The sequence below is a fragment of the Ammoniphilus sp. CFH 90114 genome, assembly GCF_004123195.1.
GTDB lineage: Bacteria > Bacillota > Bacilli > Aneurinibacillales > RAOX-1 > YIM-78166.
Window position 1 is genome coordinate 758,256 of the sequence record NZ_SDLI01000001.1, and the last position, 24,480, is coordinate 782,735.

The following is a 24,480-nucleotide window of genomic DNA, read 5'->3' on the forward strand; positions in this document are numbered from 1 at the left end:
CCGGAGATTTTCCGGTTATTTCTTAATTTTAATCAATAAAGGGAAAAATAGACGGATTTTTTTCTGTTATTCAACGGAAAATGCCCATTTTTCCTCAAATTTAGGTGCATAAGCGGACTTTTTCCCCTTATTTAACCTCAAAAATCCTTAATTTCAAAAATAGACGGAATTTCTCCTCTTAGTCAAACTCGCCAAGGCTCCGAGATAACTTGCCTACTGTTTCTTCGCCTGATAAGTTCCATTTATCCATTGATACATATCATCATAAATCTGTCTTGCAAGTGGTTGGTTGCTTCTAGATGCTTGTACGAGAACTTTGGCTCCACCTAAGTAATAAGCATTGCTTGCCTGTGTATGAAGCTGATATTCTGCTCCTTTATTCAGTTGCTGATAAAAGAGGTCATAGTAATAGCGGTTAAGCAAGATGTTATCGTCGAGTTCGAGTTCAACAGCAAGATGGTGCTTATTTGCGATTTCTGCAATATTCTCCATGCGGTTGGCTGGTGGGGTATCCTTGGCATAAAAATTTGGCTGTAAGAATACATAATCAAAGCCATAGTTTGACCAATGTTCATAGCCATGGGAACCAAAGTAGGGAATCCAGAAGAATTTGTGTCCATCTTCATGAACCATACTGGCAGCTAGTTGCACGAGTTCTTTTTCATAAGGAATCGTATAGTCCATCGTTTCTTGGTACCAATAGATCCCGGCTAAATCGAGATGGGAGAAAGCAGCTTCTTCCCATTCTTTCATGAGCTCGGAATAGTACCATTGGATTGCGGATGCACGATTTTTCGCAGCATCCTCCGGTGCTACTCTTGTGTGTGAAAAGATTAGGGTGTTCGTTGGATCGACGAGCAGGCCAAACTGTTCCTGTTTTGGATGAGGGTAAGGTAGACTTAAGACAACCTTGGGTTTAGCTGAAAGTTTGTCGGCGATCGATTTTCCCGCTTCATTTAAGGCGTCTAGCTGTTGTCCTTTTTTAAACAAGTCCTCTAAATACATGATCCATTCCTCTTTTGAATTGGTGAGGTTTGGATACGGCAGGAAGAGGAAGGAATCGAATAATTGATCTTGAATATTCCCTTGTCTATCCATGTAGGCTGTCATGGGAAGGAAATCTTCTTTCTTCCATATTCCCTTATCACCATGTCCACCTGTGTAGATGAGAGCGAGATCATCTATTCCTTCAATTTTCATATATCCTTGTTCCGGTGTTCCATGTTTTGAAGCATGACCTAAGACCGTTGGCTCCACGAGGGCAGATATTGGCTCTTCTTTTAACACTAATTTGCGTGCGAAGACCCAGACATCAACTGGGAAATGTAATTTCACATATCTTGTATACATTGGTTTGAACGTAAGACCATATTGGCGGGTTAAGACATTAGGGTCAGAGGACAACACGGGGGACTTGACCTCACCGAGCTTGTTCCACTTGTGACCGTCTGCCGAAACGGTAACTTCCATATATTTAGGCAGAACAATACCTGCACTTTTATTTTGTTGAAATTCAAGGGACACTTCACTTAAGACTCGTCCCACACCTAGATCAACGATAATATCTCGCCCCTCTTGGCGAAAGAAGCCTGTCCAAGAATCGCTCTTAGAGAGTAGCCCGTCGATAGGACCTGGATATGACTTATATTCATTGCGTTTAAACAGTTCATCTGGTGCTTTTTGTTCCACGGTGTAAGTTATGGATGGGGTTACAGGGCTTGAGCCGGATTCTGCTCCCGCAGCTTGAATACTTCCAATTAAAAAACAGGATGCTAACAGCCCAATCATCATTTTTCGAAGCATGGTTTAGATGTCTCCCTTTTTCGTTATTCTGTGACCTTTACAAGGATAAATTGAGTATGATTGCCTAGTGTTACCGATAGAAACCCTTTACCTGGTGCTTTTGCTGTAAATAAGCCGCTGGTTGTAACTTGTCCGATCTCGGGATGGTCAAATCCATAGACAGGGCTGAATGCATTGTGGCCTGCTGTTGTGATTTCAATTGTTGTTTGTTCTCCTGGCTTAAGCTCTATCGTGAACGGAGTTGCTGCCCAATCTTTGTTCTCTGCTTTGGTTTGGTGTCGATCAAAGACTTGTTTGCCTAGGATCGCCATTTGCTCCCGCGTAAGACTTAGTTTTGGAGAAAAGTATCCCTGATTTCCTTTCATAATCCCAAAGTGACTCAGGGAATTTACAGCCTCTATGGCATAAGGAGCGATCTCCCCCTCATCTTTATAGGTAACAGAACTTAGCTGTAAGGCAGTCTGTTGATTAAGCCCTAGAGATTGATGGACCATTAGAGCGGCTTCTTCTCTAGTAATGGAACTGTCTCCATCGAACTGTCCGTTCAATCCTTTAACCACACCTAGTTGTGTAAGAGCTTCGAGGTAGCCATATGACCAGTCGGTAATCGGAAGATCGGAATACGAGGGAGTCACGGGATGGGAAGGTTGAATTCCAATCGCTTTTGCCAACATGACAGCAAATTGCTTGCGAGTGACAACCTCCTTCGGTCCATAGGTATGGGTTTGCATCCCGTACAAGACGCCTTGTTCGGCTAAGAATACAATGGACTCCTTGGCATAGGAGTTCTCAATGTCCTGAAACGCGGCTTGAGTAAAGGAAGGATTTCCTATAAGTCCTAGTGTTATGAAACCTGCTATGCATCTTTTGCTAAACATAGTATGTTAACCTCCATGTGTTTCGGGTAACGAACAAAACAGGATAATTATATCCTATTTAACACCATATGGATATCTATTATATAAGTCTTCTCATGACTCTCCAATTTCTGTATGATTCAAGTAAGACAAAAGATAGGAGGACGTATCAAATAATGGAGGATTCGAATTATTCCCATATTGAGAAAAAAGTAATTCCATTATGGGGACTCACGGTTTGGCTTGTGGTCATGAACACGACGATGTTTAATGTAGCCCTGCCCAGCGTGATTAGTGAGTTTCAACTTACGCCTACTGCTGGTTCTATTATTGTTTCCGGTTATTCCATTGCCTTCGCCATTTCTACGATTACATATAGTCGGTTATCGGATTTTCTTCCGATCCGCACCTTGTTGATCTCGGCCTTAATCCTGGTGGGGACCTCTTCTTTTATAGGATATCTAGCTCATTCCTTTTCTCTGCTGATTATCGGACGGTTTTTACAGGCATTAGGAGCAGGTGCTGTTCCTGGTTTAGCGATGGTGCTGGCAGCCCGCTATATCCTGCTGGCTAGAAGAGGAAGAGCCATGTCACTGATTTCATCGGCTGCGTCGCTTGGTTTTGGATTGGGGCCCGTTGTGGGTGGAGCGCTGACACAATGGTGGGGTTGGAATTCCTTATTTATGGTAACAGCACTGGTACTCTTGTTAATTCCTCTATATCATAAGTGGCTTCCTCTGGAGAAACGACAAACCGTTGAATTTGATTCGATGGGTGCTTTTCTAACGGCACTTGGAGTAGCAGGGACATTAGCCTTCCTCGTCACGTTCAAGCTTTGGGTATTGGGAGGCAGCCTAGTCGTTTGGTTACTCCTGTGGAGACACATCCATCGTTTGAAAAAGAAAACTCCCTTTATTCAACCAGCACTCTTAAAACAAAGCAGGTTTCTGATGCTGCTATTTATGGGATTTTCTGCATTTTCTACTCACTTTGCCATTCTTTTTCTAATACCGATTATTTTAGCGGTGTTGTTTGGTAAGAGCCCAGCTTTTATCGGTCTTGTAATTTTTCCAGGAGCGATGTTATCCGCTATTGCAGCCATTTTCATCGGTAAGGCCATTGATCGTTTGGGAAATACGCCTTTAATCATGGCAGGCCACAGTCTCCTTGGCTTATCGACGATTTGTTTAGCCTTTTTTTCAGATGTTTCCCCGTATGTCATTATGGTCATCTATATGTTAACGAGCACGGGCTTTACCAGCCTTACCTCTAGTCTTTCCAATGAGGTATCAAGAATCTTGGATAAATCGCTGATGGGCGCTGGAATGGGGTTGCTTCAACTCATTCAATTTATTGGAGGGGCCATTGGAGTGACCATAGCAGGTCTCTTTCTGGACTTAAGCCGTCATTTGCAGCCGGATGTGATGTATCGAAATGTCTTCTTGACATTAACCGGATTGGTTTTATCTTCTTTTGCTCTCTATGCAATCTATAGAAAGCAAGAAAAAGAAACTTCTCAACTCCAAAATTCAGCCAGATGTACATAGAATGACGAGGTTAATCAAAAGCTAATAGAGTAGGATTTTTTTGGAAGGAGAGAAAAATGATGCATCTATTAAAAAAAGCTTTGGTTATCTCAACCGTATGTTCTATGATGTTGGTTGGTCCAATAAAAGCATTGGCAGAAAACGACTCAACAGCTGAAGTGAAAAAAGTGGAATTGACTGTACAACAAAAGAGCGAGCTCGCTGCCCTCCATAAGGAGATCTTGGAGAAGCGAAAAGAGGTCATCAACAAATATGTGCAATTTGGTGTGATGACGGAGGAGAAGGGGAAAAAGGTGATCTCCCACTTGGAAGAGCATTATACTAAGATGGAGAAGAATGGGTTTATACCTAAGTATGATAAACATCATAAGAAGCATCATCGTGAATAAAGGGAGGTCAAAAGCATTATGCTTTTGACCTTTTTTCTTCGCATGAGTAATAAAAATTATGGTAAGGTATATTTTATACCATATTATACGGGAGGTGTGCTGAATGATTTCACTTAGCATTCTAGACCAGTCGCCAGTTGTCCAAGGGGAAACGGCAATACAGGCTTTCTCGCAGACGATTCGATTGGCGCAGGAGGCTGAAGCTTTGGGGTATCGTCGATTCTGGGTGGCTGAACATCACCATACAATGAGCTTGGCCGGCTCAAGCCCAGAGGTCTTGCTAGGATATTTAGCCGCGAAAACAAAGCAAATCAGGCTTGGGTCAGGAGGCGTGATGCTTCCTCATTACAGTCCTTATAAAGTGGCAGAGAATTTTCGAGTGCTTGAAGCTCTAGCACCTGATAGGATTGACCTTGGACTGGGCAGAGCTCCTGGGGGAATGCCTATCGCTACGCAAGCTTTGCAGGAAGGAAAAGTCAGTCTAGCTGACCATTACGCAAGCCAACTCGATGACTTGACTGGGTATCTGAATGATCACTTGGAACCGAATCACCGATTTGCTGGTCTTTATGCGACCCCTAAGATTAATACTACACCTGAAGTCTGGATGCTGGGATCTAGTGATTATAGTGCCTTATTAGCTGCGGAGAAGGGAGCAGGGTTCGCTTTTGCTCATTTTATTAACGGGGATGGGGGCGCAGAGGTTACCAGAGCCTACCGCGAGCGTTTTAAGTCAAGTTTACTAGGAGAGAGTCCTCGCACAATTGTTGCGATTTTTGCGATCTGTGGGGAGACAGAAGAAGAAGCTGAAAGGTTGGCAGCAAGTCTAGATCTCATGTTACTTCAATTTAGACAAGGAAAAAGGAACGTTGGGATTCCTAAGTTGGACAATGCATTACAATATAACTATAGTCCTTATGAAAAGCTAGTCGTGCAAGAGAATAGAAAGCGAATGATTGTTGGTTCGCAGGATCATGTTAGATCTCGCATCTTGTCCCTAAGTGAGGAATATGAAACAAATGAGTTTATGATTGTTACTAGGACTGCGGATACCAATGCTACGTTAAAGTCCTATCAATTGTTGGCTGAGGCCTTTGATCTCAAAGTGAAATAGTCTTAATTTGGTTCGAAGAGGTGTAAAAAGTGGAGTGGCATTTTAAAACATTTAATGAATTAACAACACAAGAATTATATAACATATTAAAGGAAAGAGTGGCCGTCTTTGTTGTCGAGCAAGAATGTCCCTATCCGGAAGTTGATGGTCATGACGTAGCTGCCCATCATCTTTATCTTGAACAGGATGGAAAGATTGCCGCTTACTTGCGAGTTCTACCTCAAAATACGATTTACCCTGAAGTTTCTTTAGGCAGGGTATTGGTTGCCAAAGATTTTAGAGGACAAGGATTAGCAAAGGAATTAATTGATAGAGCCTTAAGATTTGTGGATGAGGAATGGCAAGTGAGTACCGTAAAGATTCAAGCTCAGGACTACTTGAGGCAATTTTATGGTGCTTTTGGGTTCGAACCTATTTCTGAAGTGTATTTAGAGGACAATATTCCTCATGTTGACATGAAAAGGACTATCTAAATTTTGAACACGGAGTGTATATTCCGTGTTTTTCTTTTCTTACTATAGGTAATATTGTACTATAGTAAATAATGAAAATATCCTACTAACACATTGTTAATACTATTTAAGCGTATACATAAATTATTTTAAGGAGTTTTTTCACATGAGCAAGTGTCCATTTTCGATGGCTTTTAATATTTTCAGTATGGTGAAAAATAAGAAACAAAACCATTCCTTAATAGAGCAGAGTAAATCTTTACGTAGTAGAATGGATATATCAGCAGCAGAGCTTAAGAATCAATTGAATTTTATATCTCTATCAGAAGAAGACTTAAAATTCGTTAGATTCATTCAACCTATTATCATTGAACATATTGATAGAATCGTGGCCCAATTCTATAACAATATTATGAATCAGACCAATCTACTAGCAATAATTAATAGGCACAGCGAAGTGGCTAGACTAAAGAAAACGTTAACTATTCATATTCAGGAACTTTTTAGCGGAGAAATGGATGAGGCATTTGTTGAAAAACGAATTCGAATTGCGCATGCCCACGTCAAGGTTGGCCTACAGACAAAATGGTATATGTGCGCATTCCAAGATTTATTTGGTTCCATTCTTGAGGTTCTTGAGACACAGATTGAAAATAGAGCAGACTTAGTTCAAGCCATAAGAGTCTGCAGTAAACTACTTAATTTTGAGCAGCAGCTTGTATTAGAAGCTTACGAGCTTGAACATGAAAGACTTCGTATGATTCAAGAAGAAAACAAAATGAAGATCAGTCAAGTTGTTCGTCAAGCAGCTGAAGAGTTGGCTGCAGTTTCTGAAGAGACGAATGCCTCAACTGAAGAGTTGGCTGCTCAAGTGGATCAGCTTGCGGGAATTGCGAAGCGGGGGACAGAACTTGCCATGATGGCAGGGGACCGATCACAGAATGGGAAAGATCAGGTAGAGAGACAAAGAGAAAGTATGAGCAGCATTCGCACGAGTATGGATACGATCATAAAGGATTCAGAGGAACTTCAGGAAATCTCGAAAAAGATTCATGATATCGTGGATATGATTAAAGCGATAGCAGATCAAACCAACCTACTTGCTCTTAATGCGGCGATTGAAGCTGCTCGCGCAGGTGAGTTTGGGAAGGGGTTTGCCGTTGTTGCAGATGAAATTAGAAAACTTGCAGACCAAACCAAGCAATCTATTTCCGGTGTAGCAGAATTAGTAGCGAAGACAGATGCCCAAGTAAGTGATGTATCTCGTTCGGTTTTATTTATTCATACGCTTGTTGAAGAAGGAACTGTATTCTCGAATCAAAACTATCAGTATTTTGAAGAAATCCTTCAAGTGATGGATAAAACGAAGGAGCAAAACAGCCAGATTGAGAAAGAACTAGAATTGTTTAATCGAGCGTTCGAGGAATTAGCAAGGGCCTCCTCTCAAATCGCAGCCTCTACAGATAATCTTAGCCAAACAGCAAATGAGCTGACTGATTCCTCCTCATGAGAGAAAACAGAAGTTACAAATATCTCTTATTAGATTAAAATAGGTAGGAAAGGTAATATTTATTCTAGATTCATCGGATTACGCTAACGGAGGAACAAAAAAATTGAGGAATTCACCCAACTTTCATACAGCTGAATCCCAGATGGATATCAAATTTAAAGATGGAGTTATGCCTGAGGAATCCCTTTTAGGAGTCTACATGTACGACCAAGGGCGTTTTCGGGTAGTAAGCGGTCGCTTCGCTTCCATCTTTGGTTATAGTCCAGAGGAAATAATTCAATTATCGGATCCGTTAAAAATATTCCACGAAGATGATAGAGAGCGGATTCAGGAACAAATTGATAGTAGATTAACAGGTGAAGCCCATGCCTGGCACTACCATACAAGAGGGATAAAGAAAGATGGCTCACACATTCATCTAGAAATTTGTGGTGTCCTAACAGAACTTCAACATTTAGAATATCCAGTGATTATCGGAACCATATGTGATATTACCCATTCTCAACAGACCAGCCTTCAGTTAGAGAAGACGCTAAAGAAACTTAGGGATATAGAATGGGCACTAAATGAGTCTACCATTGTTGCGTTTACGGATTGCCGGGGAGTGATTACGGACGTCAATGATGCTTTCTGCCGTATCTCTAAATATACCAAGGAAGAACTAGTAGGAAAGGACCATCGGATCTTAAACTCGGGTTATCATTCTAAAGAGTTCTTTCGAAACTTATGGGGATCGATTCAGAAAGGACAGGTTTGGGAAGGGGAACTACGAAATAAGGCTAAAGACGGATCTCTTTACTGGGTGAAAACAACCATTGTCCCTTTTGTGAATGATGAAGGGAAACCTTACCAATACATATCCATTCGAACGGATATCTCGGAACAGAAAAGGGCGGAGAGACTTAACGAATACTTAGCTTATACCGATCCGCTTACCCACCTGCCGAATCGGAGACTATTCGAGGAAACACTAGAGTCCATGATGAAGGAAGCGAACAAAACAGAAGACCTTCTCGCCGTCTTCTATCTTGACATTGATCGTTTCAAATATATTAACGATACACTCGGACATGCTGTGGGGGATAAGCTTCTTCAGTCGATCTCAAGTCTGCTTATGGAGTTCCGCGGGGAAAAAGACTTTATCGCCCGAATGGGTGGGGATGAATTTGCTATGCTGTTTCCTTGCGGAAAAAAGCGAGAAGACGTCATTGATATTGCCACGAAGATTATTCAACGAATGGGCAGGGTCATTCATCTCGATGAATATGAGCTCATTGTAACGACCAGTATAGGCATCAGTTACTATCCATATGATGGAACAGATGCCCAGACCTTGATGAAGAATGCGGATGCGGCTCTTCATCGAGCAAAAGAAGAAGGTAAAAATAAATACCGAGTTTATAACTCATCGATTAACAATGAAACTTTGAGGACTTTTTCCATTGAAAAGGAGCTGCGGAGAGCCCTGAATGGAGAGGAATTTATTCTTCATTATCAACCGAGAGTAGACATCATTACGGGTAAAATGGTAGGTGCTGAGGCTCTGATCCGTTGGAATCATCCCGAATGGGGAATGGTGTCTCCAAGAGAATTTATCCCCTTAGCAGAAGAAACGGGGCTTATTATCCCGATTGGTGATTGGGTCATGGATACGGTTTGTCAACAGTTACAGTATTGGATGGCACTGAATATACCACCTGTTCCTATCTCCGTTAATATTTCGGCTAAAAGATTTATGCAGAGAGATTTCGTGAAATCAATGAAGGATTTATTAGATCGATACCAGATGGACACCTCTCTTATCGAAATTGAAGTAACGGAGACTTCGTTAATTAATAATGAAGAAATTGTGCAAACGACGATCTTAAAATTAAAGGAGTTAGGGGTAAAAGTGGCCTTAGATGATTTCGGAACTGGATACTCTTCTCTTTCGTACCTGACAAAGTATGATATTGATATCTTAAAAATTGATCGTTCATTTATACAAGGTTCCACCGTGGATTCGAAGGTAAGAACGATTACAACATCTATTATTCAAATTGCTAAAGGTCTTGGCATGAAGATTGTTGCAGAAGGCGTAGAGACAAAAGAACAGTTACTGTTTTTACAAGAACAAGCTTGTGAAGAAGTACAAGGTTTTTTCTTTAGTAAACCCGTACCTGTTGTTGAATTTGATCAATTGATGACTCATAGAAGTTTTTACTAAAAGGATCATTTTTTTACATGATTTTTAAGGGCGTCTTCGTGACGTCTATTTTTTTTTTTTCTGTTATACTCGTGTTATAGGATATACAAGGAAAATAGGGGTGAAATTCATGAACCGCCTAACGCTGAAGCATTCAAGAGTTACGGAAATTGCTTATCCAAACCGCTTGAAAGGTTGGCATAAGAAACAGAAGCAGTTGGAGTATCCGATCTATTATTTATTGCCATCTAAGAAGTGGCTGCGGATTGCACGACTTAGGCAACCAGGACTCGCTTTTGCTACTTTTGATGATTTAGCTAAATTAATCTTGGAGCAATCAAGTAAGTCCTATGTTGAAATGACTGAACATCAACGTAATATCTTTATGCAAGAAATAATGCTTCGAAAAAGCTCAACAACTAGTCGGGAAGAAAGAAAGCATGAGGCTCTTGCGTTCGCCAATACATACGGTCAGTTAAAGCGTCTGGGCTATACCCTGGAGCAACTTCCCACTAAATTTGACTTCTTAAGGCACGTATTAGAGGAGTATGAAAATAAATGGACGAAGGAAGGCTTTTTGGATCCGGAAAGTTTAATTTTAGAGGCTGCAGCAGAGGCTCGTAGTGGAATGAAACTGCCGATAGGCCACCTGGTCATCGATGGCTTCTTTGACCTAAGTGCTCTCCAGTACCAAATTCTACAGACCATGGTCGACCTAAATGTTCCTATCACCTTCTATCTTCCTGATATCCCGAAGGCGCAAATGATTCAGGATACTCATGATCATTTAAGTAAATTGGGATTTGTGATGAATGAAGTGGGTCCAAGGTCAGTCATGAAACTGAAAGAGCAAAAAGTATATAAGGCGACCTCGATTGAAGAAGAGATCAATGGGGTACTCGATATTCTGGTGGAGAAATCCGAAGAAACAGGGTGGGAACCCTTTGGTGTTATTCTCGTTAATGAAAAGGATTATCTAGAAAACTTCCTTCGTATAGCCAGAAACCGCGGAATTCCGCTCAAACAGCCTCATTATGTTTCGTTTGAAGATACTCAATTAAGTCGCTTGTTGAAGCTGGTGCTTAGTCGGGACTATTCCCGTTCCAACCACTGGGAGCAGGTTGAGGTGTTAGACTCTTTAATGCGTCTTGTATTTGTGTCCCCACAAGAATTTGTCGATTGGAAGGGACGTTTCTTAAGCAAGGAGAACTGTTTACCTGAGGAAATAAGCCTGTTGTTCGAGGCATTCATAAGGCTTCGATCAACGTTTAGAGACGAGATGGCTTTAGCCGATTATATCGTTCATATTCTAGAGTTCCTGAAAGAAAAGAGATTGGTATCACACTGGAAAAGGCGCTTAGTGGCTGAGGAAACTACATTATTAAAAACAGTTTCTGTGGAGTGGAAAGCCTACGATCAACTTTTACGTATGCTTGAATTTAAGTGCAAGGAGATTCGGGATAGTAAGATAGGTTCTGTTAATGTATATTTTGAGACCTTTGTTGAATGGTTCTTTGAGCTTCAGAAGAATCTGCTGGTGTTTCAAGAACGAACACCGATAGATGGGTTAACTCTTTACACCCTAAGGGACGTGGCCTTGTTTTCTGGAGGGGAGCTGTTTGCCCTCGGAATGGATGAATTATCTTTTCCAGGAACCCATCAGCTTCAAGGATACTTTCAAGAGACAGATCTAGAGTATTTTTCATTTCCTTATGCCGTACCTAATCGTGCTACGTATCTGAAGAAGCAGGAAGCGCTTTACCATCAGCTGGCTTTTCTTTCACCTTTCATAAATATCTCTTACGTGGTTGGGGTAGATCAGGAGAACCCTCTGCTGCCTTCTAAATTTATTAAGTATCGCAAGGTTAGAGTAAGTCATTGGATGGCGTATAAACGCCGCCGATTACGTGTAGAAAGCACTAGGAAGGCGCGGAAAGCTGCACTGTTAAGTACCGTGAGTCATTTTACTCGTAGAAAGAACGAGCACTTTATCTACTATAATTCAAGGGATAAAGACAAGAAGTGGGCATATCATTATGGTCTGCAGTATCGCGTAGATCAGAACACGCTCCCGGCTCACTTGAGAGAAATGAAAGAAAATATTCAACGGTTAGCTCTAGGGAACGAGCCCCTTGAGGAGAAATGGAAGAAACAATTATTTTCGGAAAAGGTGGCAGTTACCGCGCTGGAAAGCTATGCTGCCTGTCCATTTCGCTACGCTATGGAGAGGGTGCTGAGTGTACCTGAGGCAGCGGAGTGGAGCAAGGAAATGGATGCCCGCGAAAAGGGGTCGTTACTGCATCAACTTATTCAACGTTTTTATACAGAATCAGGATTAGCTGGAAAAGCTTTTGGGATATACCATGAGCAAGCACTAGCAAAGAATGCAGAAGAATATCTTCACCGTATTTTCGAAGCCATCTGGCAAGAAGCCCAAGAGCATTATTCAGAGTTAAGTCTCGTTGAATTGAAGAAGCAGAAGGAACAGTGGCTGCGAACGATACGCAAGTGGTGGTCAGCTGAACGTTATCATTTCTGGGATAATGCTAATTTGAAGGATATGAAGATCTCTGATTTTGAAAGAAAGATTCAGCTGGTGCTTCGTTTTGATGATGAGATGAAGATGACCATCGAAGGGAAAATTGATCGCTTGGACCAGGATGAAGATGGGTTTGTAATCTATGACTATAAGTCTGGGAAAGCATCTATGAATATTAATAAGGAAGTTCGCTTAGGATTAAAATTGCAAATCCCCTTGTATATTCTAGCAGTTCAAGAAGAGTTAATAGATCGACGGCCTTATGGAGCTTCTTATATCTCATTAAGAGAACCAGCTAAACGGGCCCGTAATGGGTTGTGGGATCATGAGACAGGAACCCGCTTCAATTTGTCGAGACAAGCCCAAAAGGTGAAGGCATTGGATGGCTATGCTTTTATGGATGAACATAATCTGAAGGAAAAAATAAGGGATTTATGGGTTGGCATGCATAGCGATTTTTCTGTGAAGCCCCTAGATTGTAGCCCGTGGTGTTCTTACAAGATGGTTTGTCGAGTCACCAAGACACAATTGGAGGAAGCGGAGGAACGTGGATGATAAGTATATCAGAAACTAAACGCAGACAACTTGAGGTAGAAGGCTTTAACCCGGAGCAAACTGCGGCCGTTCTAAGTGAGGAATCGCTCATCGTTATTTCCGCGGGAGCGGGATCAGGGAAGACGAGAGTACTCACGGAAAGGTATGTGTATATTTGCGAGCGACGGCTTCAAAGTTTATTGAACGGTCAAGATGATCCTTTAAGTGCTGATGTTGAACAAATGGTAGCTATAACCTTCACAAAGAAGGCAGCCCGAGAGATGAGAGAGCGGATTCGTAAGACACTTGAAAAAAAGAAGAAAGAAGCACTGCAAACATTTAGCGGGAATGAACGGATCGTAGCTGATAGATTTTGGTCTGATCAACTTGAAGGCTTGGGGAATGCGGTCATTACAACGTTTCACAGCTTCTGTCAGAAACTAATCCAGGATTATTCCTTGGAGGCGAAGGTGCTGCCAACGTTCTCTATTCTTGATGAGGTCGAGTCAAAGCTTCTTCAGGCAGACATTCTAGATTCTATGTTCGATGAAGAGGTGTGGTACAAGGATTGGCAACCCATTTACTCCTTCTTTAATGAGCATACGCTAAAAAAAAGCATACAAGAAATTTACGGGCAATTGAGAGAGTTAGACGAAGCTGTGGATCCAGTTGATTTTTTTAATCAAGCGAAGATAGTAGACGAGCTTATCCAATTAGAACTGACCGAGAAGCATCGAAAGCTAAAAGACTTTTATAAGGATGCCCAAAACTATATCGCGCCGCTACAGGAGTTACTAGAGGAATATAGTAAGAAAAAGACCAGCAGCAATACCCCTGCCCATATTCATCGCATCATGAACTATTTGCTAAGTCTTCCTGATTCGATGGAACCTCAGCTGGAGAATTTCCAAGAGATTGAGAAGGTTATGCCAACCCTTGCAGGAGCTTGGAAGAAATCAGCACCAGCTCTTTATGACCTTGTTAAGTATGGTTTTGGCCCGCTAAAAGAATTTTGGAAGGAAAATCCGGGTCTTAGAGACCATACGTTGGAAGATCTGAAGATGATTGTTCGTATCTTTGGTCAGATGATGCAAGAGTTCCACGTGAGATACGAGCTGGTAAAGAGGGAACGAGCAGTGATGGATTTTTCAGATTTGCAAAGAAGAGCAGTTGCGGTTCTTGCAAACGAAAAAGTTGGACAAGACTGCAGAAGAAAGTTTAAGCATTTCATGATTGACGAATTTCAAGATACCAATGCACTGCAAATGAACATGTTAAAGCGTATAGGACCGGAGTTTCAATTTATTGTTGGAGATGGTAAACAAGCCATCTATCGTTTTCGTGGAGGAGACGTCAGTCTGATGAAGGACTATGTGCATCTAGCGAAGGCGAGCGGAAGCGATTCCTCCTTCATCGATATGTCCAGCAATTACCGGACCTGTAAAGGGATCATTGATTTTGTTAATCTGTCTTTTTCATCTATCATGGGTACGCAGGAGACAGAGGTTCCCTATCAAATACATTATTCTCCGCTTGTAGCGGCGCGTGACTCTGAGCAGGAGCAGGAAGTTAGAGTGGAACTGTTGCAAACCGTGCTTGCGGACGATACAACTGTGAATGAGTATGAAGCTCTGGTCAGTCGAATGATGGATATGATGGAAGAGAAGCAGCCTGAGGTCCAGATTAACGGGCAATGGACAGCACCAGAGTGGAAGAATATGGCTATCCTTATCCCCAGTCGAACCCAGTTGATGCAATTAGAAATGGCCTTGCAAAATCGCAACATTCCATTTGTGGTTTATGGTGGAGTTGGTTTCTTTGAGAAACAGGAAGTTATGGATTATCTTGCCTTTCTTTCTTGGTTAAATCGGCCTTGGGAGGCATTGTATATCATGGCCATCCTACGCGGTCCCTTATTTGGCTTATCGATGAATGATTTTTTAGAAATGAATGAGCATCGAACAGATATGGAACTTTCTGATTTTCTTTACAAGGGTTACTTTCGAGACGCAGGGCTCTCGTCTAAGCTAAGGGGAAAATTAGAGGAATTCTACTTGCTGTTCGAGAAATGGATACCCTATGTTTCTCACACAAGTGTAAAGGAAACTCTCCTTCATTGGTTTGAAGAGAGTGGGTTGAAAATCACTTGTCTCTTACAATCGAATAGCTTGCAGAGGATTCGAAATGTGGAAAAACTGATTCACATCCTAGCTGACTTGAAGGCTCACTCCTTAGATCACATGCTCAAACAAGTAAAAAGGTTAATAGAGCTGTCGGAAAAAGAAGGAGAGGCCGAGGTGGAGTTAGATGAAGGTAATGTCGTCCACATTATGACCGTCCATGCTTCTAAAGGTTTAGAGTTTCCAATTGTCTTTGTTCCCAATCTTGGAAAGAATTTGCAGTCTGATCGTGGGAGTTTGCGATTCCATAAACAACATCGTTTGTTAGTTAAATATAACAAGGATCATGAGTTGCGGCCGCATGAAGAGAACACATTCTGCACCCCAATGTTTGCAGAAATAAATAAAGAACTAAAGAATCAAGCACTCGAAGAGTCTAAGCGTCTTTTCTATGTGGCAGCTACAAGAGCTAGAGATTACTTGGTTTTTTCTTCTTTGCATAAGGAAAAGGAAGACTCCGATGAAACGGATAAAACATGGTATCAGATGTTGATGACAGCTATTGACGAGGTTCCAGGGCTTGGAGATAAGGTAAGAATTTGTACCAACGAAAGGAATGAAAAGAAAGCGGATGTTCTGGTTTTGGATTATGCCGGCCCCACTTTACGGATAGGAAGGGAACTATCTTTAACTTTCTCAGTGAGCGAGGTAATGGATTTTATTAACGACCCTACAGCTTATTATTATAAACATGTGTTAAAGTTAGACACAGTGGAGTGGGAAGGGGAACTGCATTCCTTTGCGATGGAAAAAGAGCCACAGGCATGGAGCAGTGCAGAGTTAGGATCCATCGTCCATCGGGCTTGTGAGCTGCTAGATCAGGGATGGTCAAGAGGAATAGCGCTTCAAGAGGCGCTGAGTAGACTAGAAGATGCAGAAAACAGCTATCTCTATATAGCTCAGGTGGAGCGTTTCATGAATGATTATCAATCCATCGATCAAGGTTTCCTTGGAGTACCTATGGAGAATGAATGGAGTTTCACCTATCACTATCATGGTATTCACGTGGTGGGTACGATAGATAAAGTGGTCAGAAGGGAATCAGGTATTCACTTAATTGATATTAAGACAAATCAAACGATAAATCGAGATCAGTTGGTACAAAGATATTTACCACAGCTTTATTTATATAAACTCGCCTATGAACAGGTAAAAGGGGCGTCAGTGGCAGGCTTATCCTTATTTTTCTTAAGAGATCGAGAAAACGGTCTTGTTGAAATCCCATTTGATCCAAATTATGAACAGTTTGTTATTTTTACACTGGAGAGAATGGCTGAGCTGAAAAGAAAAAATGCCAATCGATCGGAATACACAAAGCTTTAGTCGCATAAAAGTTTAGGTCTAGAATGAGAATAACAATAGATTAAAACGAAGGGGAGATGAAAATGGAATTAGGGGATTTAAGTATTACAAAAGGAGTAACGAAGACCGTTCCTCTGTCAGAAATTATGGGTTTCATCCAGCGTTTTGCGGATGGTGATTATGGAGAATTCAATGTATTGAATCAAAAAGACAATCCTGTTGATGGGTATACGGGCAGATACGCGTGGAAGGATGGTATTAAAGTGCTTGTTGACCATGATATACAGGAAAACATGACTATCGTTTCACTACCAAACGAGCTAGACTAATTCCCTAGAAAGGGTATACGAAAGCTGTATTACCCTTTCTTTGCTTTTTTAGTATATGTACCAATGAGCATGGAATGATCAACTTTTTAGTTGACAAGAATACGTCTTTTATTATATTATAATAAACGTTCTCGAAGAATAATGGCGGTCGTGGCGAAGTGGTTAACGCATCGGATTGTGGCTCCGACACACGTGGGTTCGATTCCCATCGATCGCCCCATAGTTTATTCATAAATTTTTAGGTATAGGAATGCCTCACTGTGTTTATAATACATATATAAGCCATTGGCCCGTAGCCAAGCGGTAAGGCAACGGACTTTGACTCCGTCATGCCCTGGTTCGAATCCAGGCGGGCCAGCCATTTTCACATACATAAGAATAAGGTATAAGCCGATATCTCTAATGGAGATGTCGGCTTTTTTATTGTTATCTCATCCTTTGGCCATAGAACAGCACCAAAGAATGCTAGCTCCTAGTTAGTAAAGCCCTTTGCCATGTTAGTCATTGGCGAAGGGCTTTAGTTTGTTTTAAAAAAAGGATTATTTACTTGTAGCGAGAGCTTCGCGATCTACAGCTTGTGGAGGTTCTTCCATCCACCCCTCTTCTATGAATAATCTCATTCCATCACCAGCGTAAAGTTGGACTTCTGCCATTAAGCGATTATAATGAACCGTTAAGTCTCGCCTCGGGCTCATGGATAAGGATGTACCGTAATTTCCGATTCCTGTAGATATTAGAGTTACAGCGTGATACAGCATTAATTTGTCTGAAAAAGGCGGGCTTGTTGATGTCATTACATGACTATCAAACTGACTGGGGGCCGATATGTCTTCCTCTCTAAGCAGTGAGCTGAATATTTCAATATGCTTTGAAGCCATATCCTTCCCTCTCAAAAAGAATTCCTTCACTTCCTTGGATTGGGCAGATTGACTGAAACCCATGAGGAGTGCTTTGCCCAAAGAGTTCCTTAGTATATTTAAAAAGAGATGGGTAATCTCTACGGCCGTAAGCGGACGCCTTTCTCCTAGCCAACCGGTAAGGAAGCTTTGTTCCTTAGTGTATTCTACTTTTTCAGGCGGAGAGATATAAGGGGGGCGAATGTAAACCCCTTTATTTAGGAGGAGCTGTGTTGTTTGATTATCAAGGGCTTGCGATGCCGCTAAGCACTCATTAAAGAACAGACGCACATCTTCTCGAGCAGATATGTAGGTCGAATCGCTATAGGTTAGCATTCCAATATTAGCCACTTGTTTTAAATACTGAAGGACATATACATCGGAGTACATTCGAGGAGCCTCAGAATGTACATCGGAATCCGTGAATCCTATAGGAAGAACTGCCCCTTCAGTTTGAAATATTTCACCTATGTGCAGAATCTGACTATTCGTTTGATGGAGAGATTGTTCAATTAAAGGCTTTACATCTGGGTCTTCTGCTACCTCTAAAAAGTGAATCAGGACACAGCGGCTTAAGGTATTAGCAATATAAGTGCTCCATAAACTGCCTAACTCAGCTGAAGTTAAATTTACTGGTTTCAATTCCATTCCTCCAAAACGTTAATCTTTAAGTTTAAGATGAACTATGTGTCTAAGATTTATGTTGGTAATGACTAGGATATGTAACCTGTCTGTTATTTAAAGATCAATTAGTATAATATGGGGGTACAAATACTGTTGAAAAGAAGGAGACTGTATGAATAAAACAATAGAACAACTTTTAAACCATCGGTCGATTCGAAAATTTAAAAATCAGCCACTAAACCAACAACAGATTCAGCTCCTAGTTAAAGCTGCGCAATCGGCGTCCACATCGAGTCATATTCAAGCGTATTCGATTATTGGGGTAAGCGATCAAGAAAAGAAACAACAGTTGGCTGAACTAGCGGGCAATCAGTCCTATGTTGCGAATAACGCTCACTTTTTTGTATTTTGCGCTGATCTTTATCGTCATGAAAAGATCGGGGAATGGAAAAATGGAGAGGTCCAGGATTCTTTGGAAAGTACGGAAAAGTTTATGGTTGCTGTCATTGATGCGGCTTTGGCCTCACAGAATATGGCTGTTGCAGCTGAATCCATGGATTTAGGAATCTGTTACATTGGCGGCATTCGAAATAATTTGCCAAGAGTTCAACAGCTTCTCCAGACACCTAAGTTAGTCTTGCCTTTATTTGGACTGGCTGTTGGTATGCCAGAACAGAATCCTGAGCCTAAGCCAAGACTACCGTGGGAGCATGTTTATCATGAAAATAGCTATAACGATGATTGGAATGACATGCAACGGCAACTAGATGAGTATGACCAATTGATGGAAAATTATTATGAAGAGAGAACGAATGGAAAACGAAAAGATAGTTGGACAGAATTAATGATACGTATGCTTGAAGGCAAGAGTCGGATGTACATGAAGGACTTTGTGGAAGAGCAAGGTTTTAATCGAAAGTAAGACCAGGAGTCAAAAATTAAATTAGAGTCGGTGGAGGAGAACCGTTGATTCTGCTCCTTCCCAACTCCAATCGCCATATTTGGTTTTATCCAAATTAGAGATATGAATACTTAAGGTTCCTCCGCTATCAAAGACAAATTCTAAGACAGATTGCATTAGCCGTACCTCGTTCAATATGGTTGTAGTCCTATATTGATATTTATCCCTACCGGTGATGGTTAAGGTAACAGGGTACCCAACAAGACTGTCCATCAGCTCCTGCAACTTTAATTGTTCATTCATAAGAGAACCTCCGCCCATTATGTAATAGGATAATTTTACCACAGAGCAAACCAAAATAGTTCCCGATTCCTGATTGCTAATTAATTCATATCGTGTTAAGATAATAATAACAAAAAAACATAGAACTTAAGTATAATTCACGTTTTAAAAAGGGTTATCACTTTTGGTATTGGTTACTCTTTTTAATATGTGAATTTTTTTATTTTACTAAGTAGCAACAAGAACCAAGTGAATAAGAAGAACATATTAAATAAACTTTTTGGAGGCAACAACAATGCAAAACGGAACAGTTAAATGGTTTAATGCAGAAAAAGGATTCGGATTTATCGAAGTTGAAGGTGGAGACGATGTATTCGTACACTTCAGCGCTATCACTGGCGATGGCTTCAAGACTTTAGAAGAAGGACAACGCGTTTCTTTTGAAGTTGTTCAAGGAAACCGCGGTGCTCAAGCTGCTAACGTAGTAAAGCTTTAATAAGCAAAGAGAAGGAGGGTGTCCTTTAGGTCGGTAAAACCGACTCTAAGGCACCCTCCTTCTCTTTTTTACTTGATTACATCAAAAGAGGGTGCTTAGAGCACCCTCAAATTCAATTATTTAATTATTATTGGATACGGCTTCCAGCAAGGGCTTGCTCTGCAAATTGGACAAGACGCTTCGTAATTTCTCCACCAACAGAACCGTTAGCACGAGATGTTTGCTCAGCACCTAGTTGAACACCAAACTCTTGAGCGATTTCGTACTTCATTTGGTCAAGTGCTTGAGCTGCACCTTGTACTAATTTTTGGTTGTTGTTTGAGTTGTTAGGCATTTTGAAAGTCCTCCCTTTGTAGAAGTAATTTTTGCAGAAAGGTTATCTGCCTTTATATTTTTGTTTATTGCGTATCATAATATACTGGATGATCATCCCAGTGCACCAAACTATCTATAGTCGTCATCTTCATCTAAATCCCAAGTAGTAGCTCCAATTCCTCCGACAGTGGACATAATCCCATACTCATCCAATTTTCTTTCATAGATCTCATGCACATCATTATTAGCGATTCCAATAAAGTTCCCTTCAATGTCCGCAAGTAAAAATCCTTCAATAGCTTCTGTAAATCCAATGGGTTCATCGGATTCAACAAACATTTCATTGTAATGATTTTTCTCCTGCTCCCAAAAATCGGACGGGGTTTCCGAGGTTCCGTAACGGGAAACTTCTTGCCATGCATCTTCAGCATCATAAAATGTTGCATCTTGCTCATCATACTCAAATTTACCAAAGGCAGGACGTAGGATATCTTCCTCGACTGGACGTCTTTCTGAAACAAAGTGATTTGGTGTATGCTCAATGCAGCGTGTTGCTGTAGGAAGAGCTTCAAGTCGCTCAAGCGGGATTTCTTTATTACAAACTTCGCAGACACCGTATGAACCATTTTCAATTGCGTCTAAAGCACGTAAAATATCTTGCAGATGCTCTTCCTCATGTTCATTTAGTGCGATATCCTTTTCTCGTTCGAACAGTTCACTTCCATGGTCAGCAGGGTGGTTATCATAATTAGACAGATCTCCGACTGACTCTTTTACAAGCGAGTTCTCAATATCAAAATGATCATTCTGATCTAGACGTTGGAGAAGATCTTCTCTTTCGGCGATAAGAGTCTGCTTGAGATTCGATAGTTGATTGGGTGAAAGCATACCGTTTTTCACCATCCTTATATTTGTGTTCCTTGTTAGTGTGGTTCACTTTTAGCGAGTTCACTCCAGCCCAATGTTGGAATGGAAAATAAAAAAATCGAACGAAATAAAAAGATCGTACCAATATAGGTTGAAGAAGAAAAGAAAGGAGGGAGACAGATGGATGATTCAAATGAACTTCATGAACTTGTTAGACTCACAAAAGCAGGGAATCATGAAGCTTTTGGTGAGTTGTATGAAAAAACCATTAAACAAGTGAATCAAACGGTGCATTTTCTCGTTGAACATCCCTCAGATAGGGAGGATGTTATTCAAGAGGCTTATATTGGCCTGCACAAATCGTTAGGAAACTACGATATTAATCGCCCATTTAAGCCATGGCTCATGGGAATCGTTATTAAACAAGTAAATACTTACCGAAGAAAGAGATGGATGACTTTTCGAATTATAAACAAAAAATCACAAGAACCGATGGACACGGTGGAGTCGGATGTAGCCATTCAATTCCAAGAAAAGTTAATCCAGAGAGAACTTATTGAGGAAATTAAAAACTTATCCTATAAGCTTAAGCAAGTTGTGATTCTTCACTATCTGAACGAATATACCCAGGAGGAAGTTGCAAAAATCCTGAACATTCCCATTGGGACAGTTAAATCCAGAATTAATGCTGCACTAAAGAAACTTCGTGAAAAGAAGAAACCAACATTACAAGTTAGAAAGGTGGAGGCCATTCATGAACTTAGAACAGCACATTCGCAGCGCACTTCAGAATGAAGCAGAAAAACTAAACCCTGTACCTCGAGTGAAACAACAAATCTTAAGAAAAATCGATAATAGGAGTATTAAGCCAATGAAAAAGCGACTAGTGGCCTCGATGATTGCGGCGTGCCTTTTGATACCAACGGCAGCGTTCGCGGGTTATAGTTATTTAGCGGACGAAATATGGGGTTCTCGTGAACAAGCAGAGCAAGTAGGGATGACGCAAGAGGAGTATGATCGTTTTGATTCTAAACTTCTTCAGGCGCAGAGAACTCTCGGAATAAAAGAATTTGCCGAGTTTATGCTTTTAGTAAAGGATCTTACTTATTATCATGTCAAAATGATGGATCGTAATGGAGAGTTCCAGAAGGAAAAATTAACAGTAGATCAGCAAAGGTCATATGAAGAAGTGGTGGCAAAAATTCAACCTTATTTTGATCGATTGAATGCTACGTTAATGGCAGATCAAGGTTTGAAGGTACTATCAGTGGAAGAAGCCCAAAGCAAAATCTCGTTCACGATCAAGCGACCCCAATATATCCCGGAGGGCTATGTGCTTCATACTGAAGAAGGTATTCAATGGACTCATGGAAAACAAGATACTCCCCCACAGATTAGTACCCAGTATATCTTCGGAGACCATAGCATGTTCATTATGCAATATGAACAGAACGATCTAAATGAGTATATGCCTCATTCTTTTGAACATAAGAATGAGTACATGTTAGGTGAATTTCGAGCAGTCTACGGAGAGAAAAGTGAGCACGAACAGGATCATAATGGGTTGTTAATCCATATTCCACAAAACAGGGAACAAGTGGCGCATGTGATTTACATCATAGGGGAATTAGAAAAAGAGGAACTCGAGAAGATTGGGTTGTCCATGTTAGAATGACTTGGGTAAGGCTGTCCTAAGACAGCCTTTAGCTCGGCTATTCATCTTTACTTAAGCATGAACGAGTCACCTTGATCATAAGCAGCCATTTTGCCCACAAAGAAAACATCTTGACCATTTCGACTTGAAATGGTTTCTTGTTGTTGTTTATTGTAAAAATAAAGCTATCGTTAAAATCCAATCTTTTTTGCTCATTTTTAACTCCTCCGTAATAGACTATTAATAATAGGCATAGTATCCATTTAGACTATATGTTAATCAAAAACTGTTTTAGCTTTAATTGTAATGAAGGACATTTTGGCTAAAGTGAAGAATAATGTAAATAAAGTATTTAAAACGGAGGAAAAGATGAGACGTAGTGTTCCATTGACGAAGTCCCTTCGAGTAAGCCAAGGCTCGCATATTTTATATTTTTACAATGAAATAGATAAGTATATTGAGAATGCTGTTTCTTTTATTGAAACGGGCCTAGAGTTAGGTCAGCATGTTATCATTATTGACAGCAAGAAAAGATACGAGATGATCCTTCCGTATATTACAGGTATAGACAAGACAATGGTCCATCACGTCGATAATTTTGACTTTTATGAGATGTATCAGGATTTCCACTTCGAGAGGGTTTTAAGTAATCTACAGGATATTATCCATCCTTATGTAGAGAGTGAGGTCACCGTGCGCTTATGGGGACATGTAGATTGGGTGGAACAGGATCATAATCACTTGCTCAATAAGCTTCATACCTACGAGTGCCGTAGTGATGTTACGATTGCTGAGTTGGGCTACACAACGGTTTGTGCATATGACGGTTCAACGGTAACAGCCAGTATTCAAACGGAAATGATGAAGTGTCACGAATATCTCATGACGGATAATGAACTGGTTCGTTCTAACCTCTATAAGATCTCAAATCAATTTAACCCAACTATTTTTCCCTCTCTCTCCGTTCAGCAGAAAATGGAGTCGGAAGTAGATTTATACAAACAGAAACTTGATTTTGTACACGTTGTATCCCACGAAGTCCGAAACCCATTAACCGTGATTAAGGCCTATGCTTCCTTGCTTGAGCAAGAAGAAGAAAACGAAGAGCGTCGTAAAAAATTAGAAGCCATTCGTAACTATGCCCTAGTCATTGACAGTGAGATCTCACACATTATAAACACTGAGCAGATGCTATCAACCGATGCTTTGTGGCAGAAGAAGTTTATTAAAGCTCTTCCTGTAATAAGAGAAGTTTTGGATACCATGAAGGTGAAAGCCTTAACTCAAAATATTGAATTACAGGCTGATATTCAATTGAATGGAAAAGAAATTGTTTTGTGTAACCTGATCGGCTTCAAGATGATTATCTCAAACTTGTTAAGCAACGCTATTAAATATAGTTCGGAAGGTTCATCTATTCAATTGAATATCAAGAAAGAGAGTCATATGCTGTGCATTGAGGTTAAGGATGAGGGTGTCGGTATGACAGAGGTACAGCTTGGTAAGCTATATCAAAAATATGAAAAGATGAATCAGGAAAAGAGTGGGCAAGGGATTGGGCTATTTATGGTGAAGAAGTTAGTCGATCATTTTGAAGGAAATATACTGGTAGAGAGTCAGCTTCATAAAGGTACGACATTCCGTGTATATCTGCCCTTATAGTAAAGGAAAGCCGTTAGGACATTTTTTGGTCCCTGACGGCTT

Annotated in this window: 19 protein-coding genes, 2 tRNA genes and 1 pseudogene; 16 read left to right on the forward strand and 6 right to left on the reverse strand. The window is 40.8% G+C overall.

Translation table 11 applies throughout. The features are described from left to right. Nucleotides 1-213: 213 nt before the first annotated feature. Together EIZ39_RS04030 and EIZ39_RS04035 are read right to left on the reverse strand one after the other, a co-directional pair. A complete protein-coding gene (locus EIZ39_RS04030; protein WP_129197634.1) occupies nucleotides 214-1,803 on the reverse strand; it encodes a DUF4855 domain-containing protein in 1,590 nt (529 codons plus the stop codon). 23 nt (nucleotides 1,804-1,826) lie between these two features. Beyond that, nucleotides 1,827-2,681 carry an S-layer homology domain-containing protein gene (locus EIZ39_RS04035; RefSeq protein WP_129197636.1) on the reverse strand — a complete coding sequence of 285 codons (855 nt, stop codon included), beginning with the start codon at nucleotides 2,679-2,681 and terminating at the stop codon, nucleotides 1,827-1,829. Between the two features lie 155 nt (nucleotides 2,682-2,836). Between EIZ39_RS04035 and EIZ39_RS04040 the strand changes: the two genes are divergently transcribed. From EIZ39_RS04040 to EIZ39_RS04090, 11 genes and pseudogenes are all read left to right on the forward strand, one after another. Continuing rightward, nucleotides 2,837-4,207, forward strand: a complete 1,371-nt coding sequence (locus EIZ39_RS04040; protein ID WP_129197638.1) for an MFS transporter — start codon at nucleotides 2,837-2,839, stop codon at nucleotides 4,205-4,207. 56 nt (nucleotides 4,208-4,263) lie between these two features. Beyond that, nucleotides 4,264-4,596, forward strand: a complete 333-nt coding sequence (locus tag EIZ39_RS04045; RefSeq protein ID WP_240675685.1) for a YckD family protein — start codon at nucleotides 4,264-4,266, stop codon at nucleotides 4,594-4,596. A gap of 103 nt (nucleotides 4,597-4,699) precedes the next feature. Next, nucleotides 4,700-5,710, forward strand: coding sequence for an LLM class flavin-dependent oxidoreductase (locus EIZ39_RS04050; RefSeq protein ID WP_129197640.1), 1,011 nt, complete (start codon nucleotides 4,700-4,702; stop codon nucleotides 5,708-5,710). 29 nt (nucleotides 5,711-5,739) lie between these two features. Next, nucleotides 5,740-6,183, forward strand: a complete 444-nt coding sequence (locus EIZ39_RS04055; protein ID WP_129197642.1) for a GNAT family N-acetyltransferase — start codon at nucleotides 5,740-5,742, stop codon at nucleotides 6,181-6,183. Between the two features lie 274 nt (nucleotides 6,184-6,457). Then, nucleotides 6,458-7,573, forward strand: a pseudogene (locus EIZ39_RS04060) (protoglobin domain-containing protein); the annotation flags it as partial. A gap of 202 nt (nucleotides 7,574-7,775) precedes the next feature. After that, nucleotides 7,776-9,878, forward strand: coding sequence for a putative bifunctional diguanylate cyclase/phosphodiesterase (locus EIZ39_RS04065; RefSeq protein ID WP_129197646.1), 2,103 nt, complete (start codon nucleotides 7,776-7,778; stop codon nucleotides 9,876-9,878). 109 nt (nucleotides 9,879-9,987) lie between these two features. After that, complete coding sequence (locus tag EIZ39_RS04070; protein ID WP_129197648.1) at nucleotides 9,988-12,951, forward strand: PD-(D/E)XK nuclease family protein; 2,964 nt, start codon at nucleotides 9,988-9,990, stop codon at nucleotides 12,949-12,951. Then, the gene (locus tag EIZ39_RS04075) at nucleotides 12,948-16,433 is read left to right on the forward strand and encodes a UvrD-helicase domain-containing protein (RefSeq protein WP_129197650.1); all 3,486 of its coding nucleotides are present in this window, start codon (nucleotides 12,948-12,950) and stop codon (nucleotides 16,431-16,433) included. The genes EIZ39_RS04070 and EIZ39_RS04075 overlap by 4 nt, the downstream gene beginning before the upstream one ends. A gap of 62 nt (nucleotides 16,434-16,495) precedes the next feature. Next, the gene (locus EIZ39_RS04080) at nucleotides 16,496-16,741 is read left to right on the forward strand and encodes a hypothetical protein (RefSeq protein ID WP_129197652.1); all 246 of its coding nucleotides are present in this window, start codon (nucleotides 16,496-16,498) and stop codon (nucleotides 16,739-16,741) included. A gap of 144 nt (nucleotides 16,742-16,885) precedes the next feature. Next, nucleotides 16,886-16,961, forward strand: a tRNA-His gene (locus tag EIZ39_RS04085). A gap of 66 nt (nucleotides 16,962-17,027) precedes the next feature. Then, nucleotides 17,028-17,102, forward strand: a tRNA-Gln gene (locus EIZ39_RS04090). 178 nt (nucleotides 17,103-17,280) lie between these two features. Here EIZ39_RS04090 and EIZ39_RS04095 read toward each other — a convergent pair. Continuing rightward, nucleotides 17,281-18,279 carry a DUF3231 family protein gene (locus EIZ39_RS04095; protein WP_164984884.1) on the reverse strand — a complete coding sequence of 333 codons (999 nt, stop codon included), beginning with the start codon at nucleotides 18,277-18,279 and terminating at the stop codon, nucleotides 17,281-17,283. 154 nt (nucleotides 18,280-18,433) lie between these two features. Between EIZ39_RS04095 and nfsA the strand changes: the two genes are divergently transcribed. Beyond that, nucleotides 18,434-19,183 carry an oxygen-insensitive NADPH nitroreductase gene (gene nfsA / locus EIZ39_RS04100; protein ID WP_129197656.1) on the forward strand — a complete coding sequence of 250 codons (750 nt, stop codon included), beginning with the start codon at nucleotides 18,434-18,436 and terminating at the stop codon, nucleotides 19,181-19,183. 21 nt (nucleotides 19,184-19,204) lie between these two features. Here the strand turns inward: nfsA and EIZ39_RS04105 are convergent, their stop codons facing one another. Then, a complete protein-coding gene (locus EIZ39_RS04105) occupies nucleotides 19,205-19,465 on the reverse strand; it encodes a hypothetical protein (protein ID WP_129197658.1) in 261 nt (86 codons plus the stop codon). Between the two features lie 274 nt (nucleotides 19,466-19,739). Here EIZ39_RS04105 and cspD point away from each other — a divergent pair, with 274 nt between their 5' ends. Beyond that, entirely contained in the window at nucleotides 19,740-19,940 is a 201-nt protein-coding gene (gene cspD, locus EIZ39_RS04110) for a cold-shock protein CspD (RefSeq protein WP_129197660.1), read from the forward strand. 127 nt (nucleotides 19,941-20,067) lie between these two features. On the opposite strand, the gene EIZ39_RS04115 is transcribed toward cspD, so the two are convergent. Beyond that, nucleotides 20,068-20,274, reverse strand: a complete 207-nt coding sequence (locus tag EIZ39_RS04115; protein WP_129197662.1) for an alpha/beta-type small acid-soluble spore protein — start codon at nucleotides 20,272-20,274, stop codon at nucleotides 20,068-20,070. A 110-nt stretch (nucleotides 20,275-20,384) separates the two neighbouring features. Continuing rightward, complete coding sequence (locus tag EIZ39_RS04120; protein WP_129197664.1) at nucleotides 20,385-21,143, reverse strand: yteA family sporulation protein; 759 nt, start codon at nucleotides 21,141-21,143, stop codon at nucleotides 20,385-20,387. A 159-nt stretch (nucleotides 21,144-21,302) separates the two neighbouring features. Between EIZ39_RS04120 and EIZ39_RS04125 the strand changes: the two genes are divergently transcribed. The 3 genes from EIZ39_RS04125 (at nucleotide 21,303) to EIZ39_RS04135 (ending at nucleotide 24,438) form a co-directional block, all read left to right on the forward strand. Next, entirely contained in the window at nucleotides 21,303-21,917 is a 615-nt protein-coding gene (locus EIZ39_RS04125) for a sigma-70 family RNA polymerase sigma factor (RefSeq protein WP_129197666.1), read from the forward strand. Continuing rightward, nucleotides 21,877-22,797 carry a DUF3600 domain-containing protein gene (locus EIZ39_RS04130; protein ID WP_129197668.1) on the forward strand — a complete coding sequence of 307 codons (921 nt, stop codon included), beginning with the start codon at nucleotides 21,877-21,879 and terminating at the stop codon, nucleotides 22,795-22,797. The genes EIZ39_RS04125 and EIZ39_RS04130 overlap by 41 nt, the downstream gene beginning before the upstream one ends. A 348-nt stretch (nucleotides 22,798-23,145) precedes the next feature. Continuing rightward, nucleotides 23,146-24,438, forward strand: coding sequence for an MEDS domain-containing protein (locus EIZ39_RS04135; protein ID WP_164984885.1), 1,293 nt, complete (start codon nucleotides 23,146-23,148; stop codon nucleotides 24,436-24,438). The last annotated feature ends 42 nt before the right edge of the window (nucleotides 24,439-24,480 follow it).

Excerpts from the sequence above, each read along its gene's own strand:
- EIZ39_RS04030 (WP_129197634.1), bottom strand. The coding sequence starts at position 1,803 with ATGCTTCGAAAAATGATGATTGGGCTGTTAGCATCCTGTTTTTTAATT.
- EIZ39_RS04035 (WP_129197636.1), bottom strand. The coding sequence starts at position 2,681 with ATGTTTAGCAAAAGATGCATAGCAGGTTTCATAACACTAGGACTTATA.
- EIZ39_RS04040 (WP_129197638.1), top strand. The coding sequence starts at position 2,837 with ATGGAGGATTCGAATTATTCCCATATTGAGAAAAAAGTAATTCCATTA.
- EIZ39_RS04045 (WP_240675685.1), top strand. The coding sequence starts at position 4,264 with ATGATGCATCTATTAAAAAAAGCTTTGGTTATCTCAACCGTATGTTCT.
- EIZ39_RS04050 (WP_129197640.1), top strand. The coding sequence starts at position 4,700 with ATGATTTCACTTAGCATTCTAGACCAGTCGCCAGTTGTCCAAGGGGAA.
- EIZ39_RS04070 (WP_129197648.1), top strand. The coding sequence starts at position 9,988 with ATGAACCGCCTAACGCTGAAGCATTCAAGAGTTACGGAAATTGCTTAT.
- EIZ39_RS04075 (WP_129197650.1), top strand. The coding sequence starts at position 12,948 with ATGATAAGTATATCAGAAACTAAACGCAGACAACTTGAGGTAGAAGGC.
- EIZ39_RS04080 (WP_129197652.1), top strand. The coding sequence starts at position 16,496 with ATGGAATTAGGGGATTTAAGTATTACAAAAGGAGTAACGAAGACCGTT.
- nfsA (WP_129197656.1), top strand. The coding sequence starts at position 18,434 with ATGAATAAAACAATAGAACAACTTTTAAACCATCGGTCGATTCGAAAA.
- EIZ39_RS04105 (WP_129197658.1), bottom strand. The coding sequence starts at position 19,465 with ATGAATGAACAATTAAAGTTGCAGGAGCTGATGGACAGTCTTGTTGGG.
- cspD (WP_129197660.1), top strand. The coding sequence starts at position 19,740 with ATGCAAAACGGAACAGTTAAATGGTTTAATGCAGAAAAAGGATTCGGA.
- EIZ39_RS04115 (WP_129197662.1), bottom strand. The coding sequence starts at position 20,274 with ATGCCTAACAACTCAAACAACAACCAAAAATTAGTACAAGGTGCAGCT.
- EIZ39_RS04120 (WP_129197664.1), bottom strand. The coding sequence starts at position 21,143 with ATGCTTTCACCCAATCAACTATCGAATCTCAAGCAGACTCTTATCGCC.
- EIZ39_RS04125 (WP_129197666.1), top strand. The coding sequence starts at position 21,303 with ATGGATGATTCAAATGAACTTCATGAACTTGTTAGACTCACAAAAGCA.
- EIZ39_RS04130 (WP_129197668.1), top strand. The coding sequence starts at position 21,877 with ATGAACTTAGAACAGCACATTCGCAGCGCACTTCAGAATGAAGCAGAA.
- EIZ39_RS04135 (WP_164984885.1), top strand. The coding sequence starts at position 23,146 with ATGAGACGTAGTGTTCCATTGACGAAGTCCCTTCGAGTAAGCCAAGGC.